This window comes from Streptomyces sp. NPDC050528 (genome assembly GCF_044457795.1).
Classification (GTDB): domain Bacteria; phylum Actinomycetota; class Actinomycetes; order Streptomycetales; family Streptomycetaceae; genus Streptomyces.
Genome location: NZ_JBITHH010000003.1, coordinates 151,856 through 166,487, shown reverse-complemented (window position 1 = coordinate 166,487; position 14,632 = coordinate 151,856). Strand labels below are relative to the sequence as shown.

The 14,632-nt window shown below is 70.1% G+C and carries 14 protein-coding genes; 3 read left to right on the top strand and 11 right to left on the bottom strand.

Going from position 1 to position 14,632, the window contains the following annotated elements:
* The 10 genes from ACIBK4_RS12125 to ACIBK4_RS12080 form a co-directional block, all read right to left on the bottom strand.
* Positions 1-1,152, bottom strand: coding sequence for a thiolase family protein (locus ACIBK4_RS12125; RefSeq protein ID WP_398994545.1), 1,152 nt, complete (start codon positions 1,150-1,152; stop codon positions 1-3).
* Positions 1,152-1,988, bottom strand: a complete 837-nt coding sequence (locus tag ACIBK4_RS12120) for an enoyl-CoA hydratase/isomerase family protein (RefSeq protein ID WP_398994543.1) — start codon at positions 1,986-1,988, stop codon at positions 1,152-1,154. The genes ACIBK4_RS12125 and ACIBK4_RS12120 overlap by 1 nt, the downstream gene beginning before the upstream one ends.
* On the bottom strand, positions 1,985-3,196 hold the full coding sequence (locus ACIBK4_RS12115; RefSeq protein WP_398994541.1) for a CaiB/BaiF CoA transferase family protein: 1,212 nt from the start codon (positions 3,194-3,196) through the stop codon (positions 1,985-1,987). Before ACIBK4_RS12115 ends, ACIBK4_RS12120 begins: the two co-directional genes overlap by 4 nt.
* A 16-nt stretch (positions 3,197-3,212) precedes the next feature.
* Entirely contained in the window at positions 3,213-4,811 is a 1,599-nt protein-coding gene (locus ACIBK4_RS12110) for a FadD3 family acyl-CoA ligase (protein ID WP_398994539.1), read from the bottom strand.
* A gap of 15 nt (positions 4,812-4,826) precedes the next feature.
* The gene (locus ACIBK4_RS12105) at positions 4,827-5,966 is read right to left on the bottom strand and encodes an acyl-CoA dehydrogenase family protein (RefSeq protein ID WP_398994537.1); all 1,140 of its coding nucleotides are present in this window, start codon (positions 5,964-5,966) and stop codon (positions 4,827-4,829) included.
* Entirely contained in the window at positions 5,963-6,937 is a 975-nt protein-coding gene (locus ACIBK4_RS12100) for an acyl-CoA dehydrogenase family protein (protein ID WP_398994534.1), read from the bottom strand. The genes ACIBK4_RS12105 and ACIBK4_RS12100 overlap by 4 nt, the downstream gene beginning before the upstream one ends.
* 2 nt (positions 6,938-6,939) lie before the next feature.
* On the bottom strand, positions 6,940-7,740 hold the full coding sequence (locus ACIBK4_RS12095) for an enoyl-CoA hydratase/isomerase family protein (protein ID WP_398994533.1): 801 nt from the start codon (positions 7,738-7,740) through the stop codon (positions 6,940-6,942).
* Between the two features lie 82 nt (positions 7,741-7,822).
* The gene (locus tag ACIBK4_RS12090; RefSeq protein WP_398994532.1) at positions 7,823-8,623 is read right to left on the bottom strand and encodes a FadR/GntR family transcriptional regulator; all 801 of its coding nucleotides are present in this window, start codon (positions 8,621-8,623) and stop codon (positions 7,823-7,825) included.
* A 150-nt stretch (positions 8,624-8,773) separates the two neighbouring features.
* Positions 8,774-9,541 carry an SDR family NAD(P)-dependent oxidoreductase gene (locus tag ACIBK4_RS12085; RefSeq protein ID WP_398994531.1) on the bottom strand — a complete coding sequence of 256 codons (768 nt, stop codon included), beginning with the start codon at positions 9,539-9,541 and terminating at the stop codon, positions 8,774-8,776.
* Positions 9,542-10,708 (bottom strand): acyl-CoA dehydrogenase family protein, encoded by a 1,167-nt coding sequence (locus ACIBK4_RS12080; protein ID WP_398994530.1) that lies wholly within the window; start codon positions 10,706-10,708, stop codon positions 9,542-9,544. It abuts the gene before it with no gap.
* A 127-nt stretch (positions 10,709-10,835) separates the two neighbouring features.
* Here ACIBK4_RS12080 and ACIBK4_RS12075 point away from each other — a divergent pair, with 127 nt between their 5' ends.
* The 3 genes from ACIBK4_RS12075 to ACIBK4_RS12065 all read left to right on the top strand — a co-directional run bounded on the left by ACIBK4_RS12075 (position 10,836) and on the right by ACIBK4_RS12065 (position 14,123).
* Positions 10,836-11,216, top strand: coding sequence for a DoxX family protein (locus tag ACIBK4_RS12075; protein WP_366430826.1), 381 nt, complete (start codon positions 10,836-10,838; stop codon positions 11,214-11,216).
* Positions 11,213-11,680 (top strand): peroxiredoxin, encoded by a 468-nt coding sequence (locus tag ACIBK4_RS12070; protein ID WP_398994529.1) that lies wholly within the window; start codon positions 11,213-11,215, stop codon positions 11,678-11,680. Before ACIBK4_RS12075 ends, ACIBK4_RS12070 begins: the two co-directional genes overlap by 4 nt.
* Before the next feature lie 64 nt (positions 11,681-11,744).
* On the top strand, positions 11,745-14,123 hold the full coding sequence (locus ACIBK4_RS12065) for a SpoIIE family protein phosphatase (RefSeq protein WP_398994528.1): 2,379 nt from the start codon (positions 11,745-11,747) through the stop codon (positions 14,121-14,123).
* 25 nt (positions 14,124-14,148) lie between these two features.
* Here ACIBK4_RS12065 and ACIBK4_RS12060 read toward each other — a convergent pair whose 3' ends face one another.
* Positions 14,149-14,583, bottom strand: a complete 435-nt coding sequence (locus ACIBK4_RS12060) for a cupin domain-containing protein (RefSeq protein ID WP_398994527.1) — start codon at positions 14,581-14,583, stop codon at positions 14,149-14,151.
* Positions 14,584-14,632 lie beyond the last annotated feature (49 nt).

Here is a 14,632-nt window from a genome sequence, read left to right as displayed (position 1 = left end):
TCAGGAAGCGAGTTCGACGACGGTGGCGTTGGCGGTGCCGCCGCCCTCGCACATGGTCTGCAGGCCGTAGCGGATGCCGTGGTCCCGCATGTGGTGGATCATCCGGGTCATCAGGACGGCGCCCGACGCGCCGAGCGGGTGTCCGAGCGCGATGGCGCCGCCGAGCGGGTTGAGCAGGGCCGGGTCCGCGCCGGTCTCGGCCAACCAGGCGAGCGGGACCGGTGCGAAGGCCTCGTTGACCTCGAAGACCCCGACCTCCGACAGGCCGATGCCTGCCTTGCGGAGCACCTTCTCCGTCGCCGGGATCGGACCGGTCAGCATGAGGACCGGGTCGGAGCCGGTGACCACGCCGGCGCGGTAGCCCACGATCGGCGTCAGCCCCAACTCCCGAGCTTTTTCAGGGGTGGTGACCAGCAGTGCGGCCGCTCCGTCGGAGATCTGGGAGGAGTTGCCCGCGTGGATCACGCCGTCCTCCTGGAAGGACGGTTTCAGCCTGGCGAGAGTGTCAACGCGGGTGCCGCGCCGTATGCCCTCGTCGGCGGTCACCGGATCAGCTCTTCCCTCGACGGGCACCGGCACGATCTGCGCGTCGAACGCCCCGCCGTCCTGCGCGGCCGCCGCCCGTTCGTGCGACAGCGCGGAGAACTCGTCGAGGACACCCCGGCCCAGTCCCCACTTCTGCGCGATCTTCTCGGCGGAGACACCCTGGTTGAAGGAGAAGTCCTCGTAACGGGCGAGGACTTGAGGGCCGTACGGCATTCCGCCGGCCCGTGAGGCGCCGAGCGGTATTCGGCTCATGACCTCGACCCCGCCCGCGACCACCACATCCTGCTGACCGGACATGACCGCTTGGGCGGCGAAGTCCAGTGCCTGCTGGCTCGATCCGCAGGCCCGGTTGACCGTGGTCCCCGGGATGGACTCGGGCCAGCCGGCGGCCAGCACCGCGTAGCGGCCGATGTTGCTCGACTGGTCGCCCAACTGACCGACGCAGCCCCACACCACGTCGTCCACGACCTCGGGGTCTAGACCCGTGCGGTCGACCAGGGCCTGAAGGACGGCGGCGGAGAGGTCCGCCGCGTGCACACCGGACAGACCGCCGTTCCGTTTGCCGACGGCGGTGCGGACCGCCTCGACCACCACTGCCTCACGCATCACGTGTCCTCCGTAGCTGTCGGCACGGCTGTTCCTGGCACGGCTGTTCCCGGTACCGCCCAACGCCCCGTGTAGCGAGGCGGGCGCTTCTCCGCGAAGGCTGCGTACGCCTCCGGGACGTCTGCCGTGGCGAAGTTCATGGCCTGTGCGCGTGCCTCACTGGCAAGGGCCTCGCGCAGGGTGCGATCGGCGTTCTCGTTGAGGAGCGCCTTGTTCTGCGCGAGGGCGACCGGCGCTCCGGCCACCAGCCGGGCAGTGAGGTCGTCCACGAAAACGTCGATCTTGTCGGCGTCCACGACCCACGTCACCAGGTTCAGGGCGCGGGCCTCCTCGGCGTCGATCGTCTCGGCCAGCAGCACCAGCCGCTTCGCCTGCTGCAACCCCACCAGCTTCGGCAGCAGCCACGAGCCGCCGCAGTCCATGGACAGGGCGCGGCGCGCGAAGATCTGCGAGAACGTGCTTTCCGGGGTGGCCACGACGAAGTCGCAGCCCAGGGCGAGGTTCCAACCCGCCCCGACCGCCACGCCGTTGACCTTGGCGACGGTGGGGATCGGCAGTTCGTGCAGCAGCAGCGTGACCTCGCTCAGGGTCCGCATCCGGTACAGGGGGTGCTCGCTGCTGACGCCCTTGCGGATGTCGGCCCCGGAGCAGAACGCGTCGCCGGCACCGGTCAGGACCAGCGCACGTACCGCACGGTCGCTACCAGCTTCGGAGAGTGCCGTTCTCAGGGCGTCCCACAGCTCGGCGTCGATCGCGTTCTTGCGGTGGGGGCGGCTCAGAGTGAGTGTCCGAACGCCGTCGGCGTCGCTCGTCAGCAGTACTGGTTCCCCGGTCATCGGACTGCTCCCTGTGCCCGGAGAACAGCGATCTCCTCGTCCGTCAGCCCGAGTTCGGCGAGTACGGCATCCGTGTGCTGACCGAGAGCGGGAATCGCCCCCATCGGCGGGTCGTACCCGGCGATGACCGGAGGCGGCAGCAGCGCCGGTACCGGCCCCGACGGTGTGTCGATCTCGCGCCACCGGTCGCGGGCCTGCAGATGCGGGTGGGCGATGACGTCACTGGGCGTGTTGTAGCGGGAGTTGCCGATGCCGGCCGCGTCCGCGCGGTCCTGTATCTCGGAGAGGTCGTGCCGGGCACACCACTTCGAGATCTCCGGCTCCAGCACATCGCGGTGTTCCACCCGTCCGGCGTTGCTCCGGAAGCGTGCGTCATCCGCCAGGTCGGGCCGGTCGATCAACTCCCGTGCCAGACGCTGCCATTCGCGGTCGTTGGTCGTGCCGAGGATCACGGTGTGGCCGTCGGCGGTGCGGTGGGCACCGTACGGCGCGACGGCGGGGGAGCTCATGCCGAGCGGCTGTTGCTCGATGCCGGAGTGGCGGGTGTAGGTCAGCGGGTATCCCATCAGCTCGGTCATCGTGTCGAACAGGCTCACCGCCACGGACGAGGCCGCGGGCCCCACCCCGCGTTCCCGGCCGCACAGCAGCGAGACCACCGACAGGGCGGCGTACAGCCCGCTGCACACGTCGGCCATCGGCGGTCCCGGTTTGGCCGGTGCTCCGGGGTGGCCCGTCACCGCGCAGGCGCCCGACTCGGCCTGTACGAGGAGGTCGTAGGCGCGTTTGTGGGAGAGGGGGCCGCCGGGGCCGTATCCGTCGATCTCGACGGCGATGAGATCGGGGTGACGGGTCGTCAAGTCGGCTGGGGAGATGCCGAGTTTGGCCGTGGTGCCGGGTGTGAGGTTGGAGACGAGGACGTCGGCGCGTTGCAGCAGGCGGTGCAGGACGGCCATGCCGGCAGGGGTCTTCAGGTCCAGGGCGACCGACTCCTTGCCCCGGTTGACCCAGACGAAGTGGGCGCCCAGGCCCTTGACCACGTCGTCGTAGTGGCGGGCGAAGTCGCCGCCCTTGGGGTTCTCCACCTTGATCACGCGGGCGCCGAAGTCGCCGAGCGTGCGGGTGCACATGGGGGCCGAGATCGCCTGTTCCAACGCCACCACGGTGATTCCGGCCAGCGGCCCTGTTGTTGTCGTTGCAGAACGCGGCATGTCAGAACTCGTCATCTCAGATCGTCGCGTCTCGGCTCGCGGCCGTGAACTGGGCCCGGAGTTCGTCCTTCAGTACCTTCTGGCTCGCGTTGCGCGGGAGTTGGTCGACGAAGCGGACGTGCCGGGGGACCTTGAAGTTGGCCATGTGCTCGCGGGCCCAGGCGACGACCTCGGTCTCGGTGGGCGTCTGGTCCGGCGGCGCGACCACGAAGGCGCAGCCGACCTCGCCGAGGCGCTCGTCGGGAACCCCGATGACGGCGACCTGCTGGACGTTCTCGCAGCCGAGAAGCAGTTTCTCTATCTCCGCCGGATACGCGTTGAAGCCGCCGACGATGTACAGCTCCTTCTTGCGGTCGACGATGGCGAGGTTGCCGTCGTCGTCGAGCCGCCCGATGTCCCCGGTGTGCAGCCAGCCCTCGGCGTCGATCGTCGCGGCGGTGGCGTCGGGGTCGTCCCAGTAGCCTCGGGTGACGTTGTAGCCGCGGACGAGGATCTCGCCGTCGAGGCCGATCGGGACGTCGAGTCCGTCGGCGGCGACGATCCGCACCTGGACACCGGGAATGGCGCTTCCGGTGGTGTGAGCGACCGTCTCCTCGGAGTCCCCGACGCGTGTCGTGGTGACCAGCGCCGTCGACTCGGTCAGGCCGTAGGCGCTCATCACGATGTCGAACGACAACTCCGTTTTCATGGCCCGGATCAGCGATTCCGGGATCGTCGTGCCGCCCGTCATGGAGACCCGCAGCGACGACAGGTCGTACGTGGCATGGTCCGGGTGGTTGACCAGGTCGTGGAAGATCGTCGGCGGACCGAGAAGGATGCTCACCCCCTCCCGTGCGATGAGGTCCAGCGCCCGCCCGGCGTCGAAGACGGGCATGGGGATGACGGTCACGCCGTGCATGAGCGAGGCCAGCCACCCCGCCTTGTAGCCGAAGCAGTGGAAGAACGGCGGGATCACCAGGAAGGTGTCGGAGGCCTCGAAGGTGTACTCCTTCGCCATCCACCCGTAGGCGCGCAGGGACTGGCCGTGGCTGAGTATCACGCCCTTCGGGTGGCCGGTCGTGCCGGACGTGAACATCACGTCGGACACGTCGTCCGGCGTCAACCGGTCGATCGAGTGATGGGCCGCAGTCGTGGAAACGCCTTCTCGCGCGCCGAGAAAGTCGGTCCAGGCGAGTTCCGCCGCACCCTGCGGACCGAGCACGGACACCGTCTTCTGCAGGGCCGGCAGTCCCGGATCGGCCTTCCGTAGTTCGCCGATGTAGTCGTTGCCCAGGAAGGGCGAGGCGAACACGGCCGCCGCCTCCGACTTCCGCAGGATGTACGAGATCTCCTGCGCCTTGAAGCGGGTGTTGAGCGGAACAAGGATGGCCCCGGCGCCGTGGATGCCCAGCGCGGCGAAGATCCACTCCGCCGAGTTGGGGGCGCACAGCCCGACCCGGTCGCCCGGCTTGACGCCGAGCGCCATGGTGGCGCGGACCGAGTCGACCATCTGCTCTTCCAGCTCCCGGAACGTCCACCGGCGGTCACCGTCGATGAGCGCCGTGGCGTCCCCGAAGCGCCGGGCGGCCAGCCTGATGACGTTGGGAATGCTCAGGAATTCGTCGTCGTAGCGCATCAGTTGGCTCCAGGGCTAACCGTTCGAGGGCAGATGCAAGATCCGCTTGGCGATGATGTTCCGCTGGATTTGGGAGGTGCCGCCGTAGACGGAGGCCGCACGGGAGTAGAGGTAGTCGCCGAACAACTCGCCGCCCTCCTCCGCCAGTTCGGCCGGGAACACCTCAAGCGCCGTGTCGTAGAGCCGCTGTTCGGTCCTCGTCATCAGCAGTTTGTCCACGGACGACTCCGGTCCGGCGACCTGCCCGGCGAGCCGTTCGGCGGTACGGCGGCGGGCGTGCGCCACCAGGACCTCGTAGTCCACGACGCACCGGCCGATCCGGGACAACAGCCCGTCGGACAGGCTGTCTTGGTGCTCGGTGGCGTGGTGCCGCAGCCGTTCGACGAGCAGCCCGTACTTCGAGATGTGCCCGGTGTCGAGGGCGTTGCGCTCGTACGACACCGTCGTCATCGCCAGTGCCCAGCCGACGCCCTCGGCGCCGATGCGCTCGGACTCCTCGATGCGGACGTCGTCCAGGAACAGCTCGCAGAACTCGTCGTCGCCGTTGGCCGCGCGCAGCGGTCGTACCGTCACGCCGGGTCGGTCCAGGGGCAGAATGAACGCCGAGATCGACTTGTGGGCCGGTGTCGAACGGTCGGTGCGGGCCAGCAGCAGGCACAGGCCGGAGTACTGGGCGTAACTTGTCCAGAGTTTCTGCCCGCGCACCACGTAGAAGCCGTCGTGCCGCTCGGCGAAGGTGCTCATGCCGGCCAGGTCCGAACCGGCACCCGGCTCACTGAAGCCCTGACACCACACCTCGTCACCGGCCAACATGCGGGGCAGGAAACGCAGTTGCTGTTCCTCCGAGGCGAACTCCAGCAGCGCGTGGGCGAGATAGCCGATCCGGGGGACACCGAGGGCCCTACAGGCACCCAGTTCGTCACTGATCGCCACCTGGTGCAGCGCGGTCAGGCCCCGGCCGCCGTAGCGCTCGGGGACGTCGAGGCCGACCCAGCCGCCCGAGTGCAGCAACCGGTGCCAGCGGCGCAGGAAGACCGGTACCGGCTCGCCCGACTCCCGCTCGGGGAGCGGGTGTTCGGCCAGCCAGGCACGGAACTCCCGCCGCAGTCGGTCGAGATCGGCCGGGTCGCCGAAGTCCAGCGGGGTGTCGGTCATCGCGTCGCCTCCGGTACGGCCAGTGCGGGGAGCAGTTCGGCCGTCGTGGCGAGCAGCGTCGCGCCCAGCCGCACCTTGCGCAGATACAGGTGCGCGATGTGCTCCCAGGTCTGCGCGATACCGCCGAAGACCTGCATCCCCGCGTAAACCGCCTCCAGCGCCGAGGAGTTGACCTCCGCCTTGGCGACACGTGCCGCCGCCAGCGCCCGCTCGGGCGGTTCGTTGTCGAGACACCAGGCCGCGTAGCGCGTGACACTGGTGCACGCCTCGACCAGGACCGTGGCGTCCGCGAGGAGATGCTGGACGGCCTGGAAGGAGCCGATCGGCTGTCCGTACTGGTGGCGGACGCGGGCGTATTGCACCGCCTGTTCCACGAACGAGCCCGCCGCGCCCACGAGTTCGGCGGTCACGACGACGAGCGCGTAGGCCTGCCAGCGGAGTTGGTCCGGTGCGGTGAGACGGCCCACGACCTCCACAGGTCCATCCGACGGCACCGCGCGCACCGAGCGCACGAGATCCGTGCTCGGCGTCGACGGGCCCAACTCGACCCGGCCGACCGTTCCTTCGACGGTGACGCAGAGCGCGCTGTCGGCTCCCTCGCAGTCCCAGGCGACGAGCTCCGTCGACGTCTGTCCGGGGAAGCGGAGTTCGCGGGTCAGCGCGATGGTGGGGGTCGTGTGCGTGTCGTGGTCGGCGCCGAGGAGTCGGAGCAACTCGGGGGCCAGCAGGACCGTGCCGAGCAGGGACGTGGTGAGCGGGTGGCGGCCGTGTTCCTCCGCGAGCAGCGCGCACTCCTGGGCGGTCGCCGCCGGGGGCGAGGTGCGCCGTAGATCCGCCAAACCCATGTCGTCCAGGGCCTGTTGGGCGGACGTGCGGGTCGACGGCTTCACCTCGTCCGCCGAGGTCGCGCCGAACCGGGTCGCCAGTGAGCGCACCATGTCGCGGACCAGGACGAACTCCTCGCGGTCCACGCTCAGTGCTCCTCAGGGGGGTTCGCGCGGCGTTCGGCGCGGGTCGCGAGGTCGGTGATGATGCGGATGTGGTCCGGGCTGGTCATGGTGGCCCGCTCGGCCATCAGTGCCGCCTCCATGCCGCCGCGCGACACCTGCTCGACGACCGCCGCGAGAGCCAACTTCGTTGCGCGCAGGGCCTCGGCGGGCTGGGCCGCGAGGCGGTGGGCCAGGGCGAGGGCCTCGGGCATCAGGTCGTCGGGCGGGACCGTGCGGTTGGCGAGGCCGAATTCCACCGCCTTGGGGGCGGGGATGCGGTCCCCGGTGAAGAGGTACTCCTTCACGCGCAGCAGGCTCGTCAGCATCGGCCACAGGGTGACTCCGCCGTCGCCGGCCACCAGGCCCACCGAGATGTGCGGGTCCGCGAAGTAGGCGTCCTCGGCGACGAGGACGAGATCGCAGGCCAGGGCGAGGCTGCAACCCAGGCCCACCGCAGGGCCGTTGACGGCGGCGATCACCGGCAGCGGGAAGCGGATCATCTCGGTCTGGATGGTGCGGTCGAGGCGGATCGACCGCTCCCGCAGCTCCGGGTCGGTGTGGTGCCGTAGGAGGTGGTCGAAGTCGCCGCCCGCGCTGAACGCGCGGCCCGCGCCCGTGAGGACGACGGCCCGGGCCTTCGTGTCGTCCGCGAGTTCGCGCCACACCTCCGACAGGCGGCGGTGCAGTTCCTCGGAGACGCCGTTCAGCCGGTCGGGGCGGTTCAGGGTGACGATGCGGACGTCTCCGTCGGCGGCCACGGTCAGCACGGGAGTCACCTTGCTCATACCGGGATGGTATTAAAGGTCAGACCGATACTGTCAATGGTGTTGCACGAAGAAGAGAATCACATTCTCGCGTTCGAGTGGGTCAGTTCTCGGGATCGGTGAGCTCCACGCCGTCCCGGTGGTCCACCTCGGCCGCGGCCCGCGCGAAGCCGCACACATGGCGTGTCATCCGGCGCGTCGCCGCCTCGCTGTCGCGATCCCGGATCGCCTCGGTGATCCGGGCGTGTGCCCGGGCGGTGAGCTTGCGGATGTCCGCGTCCATGAACTGTTCGATGTTGGTGGCCGCGTGGATCGACTGCGAGAGAGCGCTCATGAACCCGATGAGAAGCTCGTTCTCACCCGCCCTCGCCACCGCGTTGTGCCAGCGGATGTTGGCGCGCAGGAAGCGCTGGATGTCCTCGCCCGCCGCGACGAGGTCCGTGTGGGCGTCGTCCAGCTCCGCGAGATCGGCGTCCGTGCGGCGCCTGGCCGCCAGGGCCGCGCAAGCGGGCTCGATCGCCTCCCGGGTCTCGTGCAGGTCCTCAAGGCGGATGCGCTGCCCCCGGATCACCAACCGCACGGTGTTCGCGAGCGATTCGCGGCCCGGCCGGTGCACGAAGGCGCCGCCCCCGCGCCCCGGCCTGATCTCCAGGAGCCGTTCGACCTCCAGGATGCGCAGCGCCTCGCGCACCGTCGCCCGGCTCAGCCCGGTCTGCTCGACGAGCTGCCGTTCCGGCGGCAGCGCCATGCCCTCCGTGAACTCCCCGGAGAGAATCCGCTCGCGCACCTCCGCCGCCAGTACGTCCGAGGCCTTCGGGACGGTGAGCGTGTCGAAGCGCGGCCGGGGCTCGCCGGCCGTAGCGCGCCCCCGGACGGTGCGGGAGGGATGCTCGGCGCTCTGCACAGGTTCAGGCCTCTCGTCGCAGGCCGCGCTCTTCGGCCTCTTTGGCTGAACCATTCAACACAGCACGCGCGGCACCTGTCACATCACCGTGGCGCGCACGCAGTACGGCGCCCGGCTCATCACCGCGCCGTACGCCCCGCGCCCCGCTCCTCACATCACCATGCCGCCGTCCACCGGCAGCACCTGACCGGTGATGAAGGACGCCGCGTCCGAGGCGAGGAACACGAAACTGCCCGCGATCTCCGCCGGCTCCGCCCACCGGCCCAGCGGAATCCGGGCCAGCATCTGGGCCGCGAACTTCTCGTTGGTGCGGATCGTCTCCGTCATGGGCGTCGCGGCCAGCGGCGCAAGGGCGTTGACCAGGACCCGCCGCCGCGCCAGTTCGCGCGCCAGGGACTTCGTCAGCCCGATGATCCCGGCTTTCGCGGCCGAGTAGTTGACCTGACCGAGCGTGCCGACCAGGCCCGCCGACGACGTGACGTTGATGATCCGCCCCCTCCCGTCGTCCGGCAGGAACGGCAGCGCGGCCTGCGCACAGTGGAACGTGCCCATCACATGGATGTCGAGGACGCGCCGGAACGCCTCCTCCTCCAGCTTGTCGAACATGGCCGGCGCGATGACCCCGGCGTTGTTCACGAGGATGTGCAGCGTCCCGTCGGCGAGCGCCGCCGCGCGCGCCACCGCCGTATCGGCGTCGGACCGGTCCCGTACGTCGAGTGCGGCGCTGTCCGCCGTAAGTCCCGCCGCGTTGATCTTCCCCGCGACGGCCGCAGCGGCCGACTCGTCGACGTCGGTCACCAGCACCGCGGCACCCGCATGCGCCAGCGCCTCGGCGACCGCGGAACCGATGCCGCCGCCGGCGCCGGTGACCAGCGCCGACCGGCCCGTGAGGTCGAACAGCCCTGTGCTGTCGGTCATTCAGTAGCTCCTCGGGAGTCCCAGCGTGTGCGATCCCAGGTAGTTCAGGATCATTTCCTGACTGATCGGCGCGATGCGCATGAGGCGGGCCTCGCGGAAGTAGCGGGACACGCCGTACTCCTCGGAGTAACCCATGCCGCCGTGGGTCTGCAGGGCCCGGTCGGCCGCCGTGAACCCGGCGTCGGCGCACAGGTACTTGGCGGTGTTCGCCTCCCGCCCGCAGGGCCTCCCGTTGTCGTAGAGCCAGGTCGCCTTGCGCAGCACGAGTTCCGCCGCGTCGAGGTGGGCCAGGGAGTCCGCGAGGGGGAACTGGATGGCCTGGTTCATGCCGATCGGGCGGCCGAAGACGACGCGCTCCTTGCCGTACTGGACGGCCTTGTCGAGTGACGCGCGGCCGATGCCGAGGGCCTCCGCGGCGATCAGCATGCGCTCCGGGTTGAGGCCGTCGAGGAGGTAGCGGAAGCCCTGGCCCTCCTCGCCGACGCGGTCCTCGACCGGGATGCGCAGGTCGTCGATGAAGAGTTCGTTCGAGGTGACGGCGTTGCGGCCCATCTTCGGGATCGGGCGGACGTCGATGCGGTCGCGGTCGATGTCCGTCAGGAGCAGGGTCATCCCGTCGGTCTTCTTGGCGACCTCGTCGGCCTTGCTGGTGCGGGTCAGCAGGAGGATCTTCTCGGACTCCATCGCCTTGGAGATCCATACCTTGCGGCCGTTGACGACGTAGTGGTCGCCGTCCCGTCGGGCGTACGTCGTGATGCTCGCGGTGTCGAGTCCCGCGCCCGGTTCGGTGACGCCGAAACAGACGTGCAGGTCGCCGCTCGCGATGCGCGGGAGGGTGCGTTGCTTCAGCTCCTCGGAGCCGTGCACCACCACCGGATGCATGCCGAAGATGGACAGATGGATCGCGCTGGCCGCGTTCATGCCGCCGCCCGACCGCGCCACCTCTTCGAGCAGCAGGCTGGCCTCGGTGATGCCGAGGCCGTGGCCGCCGTACGCCTCCGGGATCGTGATCCCGAGCCAGCCGCCGCCCGCGACGGTGTCGTAGAACTCCGTCGGGAACGCGTGCGCCTGGTCCTTCTCCATCCAGTACTGGTCGTCGAAGTCGCGCAGCAGTCCGGCGACGGACTTGCGGATCGTTTCCTGGTCCTCGGTCAGCTCAAAGTCCATGGACTGGACCCTTCTACGGTTCCGGTTGCGAAACATATCAAAGGTCAGACCGAAGTTGTAGAGCCGCCGTCACTACGCCTGCCTACCGTCGAGTAATATCGCGCGGCAGGCCATCAGAGGAGGAACCGTGTCCCGGTCCGAACGCTCATCGCTGCTGCTCGCCGGTCTGTTGGCGACCGCGGGGGTCGCCCACTTCGCCTCGCCGAAACAGTTCGACGCGACGATCCCGGCCGCCCTGCCCGGTTCGCCCCGCGCCTGGACGTACGCGAGCGGTGTCGTGGAACTGGCGCTGGCCGCGGGGATCGCGGCCCCGCGTACCCGGCGTACGGCCGCGCTGGCCGCGGCGGGTTTCTTCGTGGGCGTGTTCCCCGCCAACGTGAAGATGGCGCTGGACTGGCGGGACCGCCCGACTCCCCAAAAGGCGGCAGCCATCGGCCGGTTGCCCCTGCAGGTGCCCCTCGTACTGTGGGCCCGTAATGTTGCGAAGAATGGGGAGGGACAGTCATGACGGGACGCCTGAACGTCGGTGACAAGGTCGAGGACTTCACGCTGCCGGACGAGACCGGCAGCGAGCGCAGCCTCGCGGAACTGCTCGCCGAGGGGCCGGTGGTGCTGTTCTTCTACCCGGCCGCCCTGTCCGTCGGCTGTACCGCCGAGGCCTGCCACTTCCGTGATCTGGCCGCCGAGTTCGCGGCCGTCGGCGCGCGGCCCGTCGGCATCAGCGGCGACTCCGTCGACAAGCAGCGCGAGTTCGCCGGGAAGAACACCCTCGGCATGCCGCTCCTGTCGGACGCCGACGGGACGATCCGGGAACGGTTCGGGGTGAAGCGCGGATTCTCGCTAGCGCCCACCAAGCGGGCCACCTTCGTCATCGGCGAGGACCGCACGATCCTGGAGGTCGTCTCCAGCGAACTGCGGATGAACACCCACGCCGACCGCGCCCTCGCCGCCCTCCGCGCCCACCGGAAGTGACCCAGAGGCCACAAATGCCGTACCGAGGTTGTTGCGGCGCGGTATAGGGACCATCCTGGACGATATGGAGCAGGCCTCCGCCGCGGCGGTCATCAATGCCCGAGGCATCGTGACGGGGTGGAGCGAGGGTGCCCGGACGCTGACGGGATACCCGGCCGAGGAGGCCGTGGGCCGGTCGGTGGGGGCACTCCTCGCCGAACCTCCCTCCACCACGGCCGTGGCCGCGCTGTCGGGCACCTTGGTCCTACGGCACCGGGACGGAACCCCGCTCTCCCTCACCGTGCGGGCGTGCCCGGTGCTCGGCGCGGACGGCGCACCGGACGGATACGTCCTCACCGCCGAACCTCTCGCCGAACCGGCACCCGCACCCGCACCCGCACCCGCACCCGCACCCGCACCCACCTTGGCGGAGCAGGCCTTCCAGCAGGCGTCCATGTCGCTCTCCGTCTTCGACACGGAACAGCGCTACCTCCGCCTCAACGACGTCGCCTGCCGGGTGATGGGAGTCTCCGAGGACGTCCTGATCGGCCGGTTCTTCCCGGAGAGCGTGGAGGACGCCGAGCACAGCCACAGCTTCCTGAGCAACCTGCGCCTGGTCGCCGAGACGGGCAGACCGGTCCGCTACAACAGCTGGGCGGGTGCTCCGGCCCTGAACCGGGAGCACGCCTGGAGCATCGAGATGTGGCCGCTCAAGGACGACTCCGATGGGGTGACCGGGGTCGCCCTCGCGGCGTTCGACAGCACCGAGCAGTACCTCGCCCGACAGCGCCTGGCCCTGCTGAACGAGGCGGCGGCCGGCATCGGTACCACCCTCGACGTGGTCCGCACCGCCGAGGAACTGGTGGAGATCCTCGTGCCGCGCTACGCCGACTTCGCCAGCGTCGACCTGCTCCCGTGGGTGCTCGGCGCGGACGAGCCACCGCCGGCCCTGGACGACGAGGTCGTGCTGCGGCGCGTCGCCCACGGCTCCGTCACCGAGGGCACACCGGACGCCGCCGTACGCCTGGGGCAGACGGACGTCTATCCACCGTTCTCGCCGCCCGCCCGTGCCCTGCGCGAGGGGCGGGCGGTGCGCAGTCAGGCGGGCGAACCCGACTTCGTCCGCTGGGTCGCGGACCGCAACGCCCGCTCCCCGGAAGGCAGTCCGCACCGCAAGGGCGTCCACTCGATGCTCGCGGTGCCGCTGCGGGCGCGGGGCACCACCCTCGGTGTCGCGGTGGGTGTCCGCATGGCCCACCCGGACGACTACGCGGCCGACGACGCCGTACTCGCCGAGGAGTTGGCCAGCCGGGCCGCCGTCTGCATCGACAACGCGCGCCGCTTCGCCCGCGAGCGCTCCACCGCACTCGCCCTCCAACACAGCTTGCTGCCTCGGGACTTGCCCGGGCAGGCGGCGGTCGAAGTGGCCCACCGCTATCTGCCCTCCGGGTCGCTCGCGGGCATCGGCGGCGACTGGTTCGACGTGATCCCGCTCTCCGGCAGCCGGGTCGGCCTGGTCGTCGGTGACGTCGTCGGACACGGCATCGCGTCCTCGGCGACCATGGGCCGCCTGTGCACGGCCGTCCGCACCCTCGCCGATGTGGACCTGCCGCCCGACGAACTCCTCACGCACCTCGACGACTTGGTGACCCACCTCGCGACGGACGACACCGGCGACGAGGTCGCGGAGCTCGGCGCCACCTGCCTCTACGCCGTCTACGACCCGGTCTCGCGCCACCTCACCATGGCCGCCGCCGGACATCCACCGCCGGCCGTCGTCCTGCCCGACGGGACCGCGAGCATCGTCCCCATCACCGCGGGGCCACCGCTCGGCGTCGGCGGACTCCCCTTCGAATCAGTGGAGTTGGAGCTGCCGGAGGGTGCCACGATCGCCCTGTACACGGACGGTCTCATCGAGGACCGGGACCGCGACGTCGACCACGCCACCGCCGAGCTGTGCCGCGCGCTCACCGCGCCCGCCGAGTCGCTGGACGCGCTGTGCGACTCGGTACTGAAGGCTGTGATGCCGGAGGAGCCCAGCGACGACGTGGCCCTGCTGCTGGTGCGCACCCGGGCATTGGGCGCCGACCGGGTGGCCACCTGGGACATCGAACCCGACCCCGCGCGCGTGGCCGACGCCCGGCAGGCCGCCACCGAGCAACTCACCGCGTGGGGACTGGACGAGGAGTCCTTCGTCACCGAACTCGTCGTCAGTGAACTCGTCACCAACGCCATCCGGTACGGCGAACCGCCCATCCAGCTCCGCCTGATCCGCGACCGCGCCCTCATCTGCGAGGTCTCCGACGGCAGTTCGACCTCACCGCACCTGCGCCGCGCCCACGCCTACGACGAGGGCGGACGCGGACTGCTCCTCGTCGCGCAGCTCACCCAGCGCTGGGGCAGCCGGCAGACCGGCAGCGGCAAGACCATCTGGGCGGAACAGCCGCTGCCGCCACCGGACTGACCGGACAACTCGCTCACCGGACCGCCTACTCGAAGGGGCAGCCCGGGTTCGGCGCGTCCTCCGAGAACGGTGATCCGTGCGGCAGGACGTACAGCACGTCGAGGACGAGAGGGACCTTCCCCAGATTGCGGCCGATGTGCACGTTGCCCGAACCGGCCGGTTCCTGGATGGGGCTGCCCGCGTGGTAGACGCCGTCGGAGGCGCAACTGGAGTCGAAGTGGCTGAGCGTGCCCTGCTTGACGATGCCGTAGAGCGGACCGTCGTGGTAGTGCCAGCCGGTGGCCTGGCCCGGCGGAATGGTGATCTCGCGCACGGTGTAGTCGGTGTCGCCGATCGTGGTCTGGCTGATCAGTGTGGCGGTGACTCCGGGGCCCGCCGGGGTCGCCTGGGCGGCGGTGCCGGCCAGCAGGGCGGCGACGGCCACCGACCCGGTCACGGCGGTACGGAATGCGGTGCGCATACGAGAACCTTCCGGTGAGATCGTGAACCTCCGCCGTGAACATAGAGGC

Excerpts from the sequence above, each read along its gene's own strand:
- ACIBK4_RS12125 (WP_398994545.1), bottom strand. The coding sequence starts at position 1,152 with ATGCGTGAGGCAGTGGTGGTCGAGGCGGTCCGCACCGCCGTCGGCAAA.
- ACIBK4_RS12120 (WP_398994543.1), bottom strand. The coding sequence starts at position 1,988 with ATGACCGGGGAACCAGTACTGCTGACGAGCGACGCCGACGGCGTTCGG.
- ACIBK4_RS12115 (WP_398994541.1), bottom strand. The coding sequence starts at position 3,196 with ATGCCGCGTTCTGCAACGACAACAACAGGGCCGCTGGCCGGAATCACC.
- ACIBK4_RS12110 (WP_398994539.1), bottom strand. The coding sequence starts at position 4,811 with ATGCGCTACGACGACGAATTCCTGAGCATTCCCAACGTCATCAGGCTG.
- ACIBK4_RS12105 (WP_398994537.1), bottom strand. The coding sequence starts at position 5,966 with ATGACCGACACCCCGCTGGACTTCGGCGACCCGGCCGATCTCGACCGA.
- ACIBK4_RS12095 (WP_398994533.1), bottom strand. The coding sequence starts at position 7,740 with ATGAGCAAGGTGACTCCCGTGCTGACCGTGGCCGCCGACGGAGACGTC.
- ACIBK4_RS12085 (WP_398994531.1), bottom strand. The coding sequence starts at position 9,541 with ATGACCGACAGCACAGGGCTGTTCGACCTCACGGGCCGGTCGGCGCTG.
- ACIBK4_RS12080 (WP_398994530.1), bottom strand. The coding sequence starts at position 10,708 with ATGGACTTTGAGCTGACCGAGGACCAGGAAACGATCCGCAAGTCCGTC.
- ACIBK4_RS12070 (WP_398994529.1), top strand. The coding sequence starts at position 11,213 with ATGACGGGACGCCTGAACGTCGGTGACAAGGTCGAGGACTTCACGCTG.
- ACIBK4_RS12065 (WP_398994528.1), top strand. The coding sequence starts at position 11,745 with ATGGAGCAGGCCTCCGCCGCGGCGGTCATCAATGCCCGAGGCATCGTG.
- ACIBK4_RS12060 (WP_398994527.1), bottom strand. The coding sequence starts at position 14,583 with ATGCGCACCGCATTCCGTACCGCCGTGACCGGGTCGGTGGCCGTCGCC.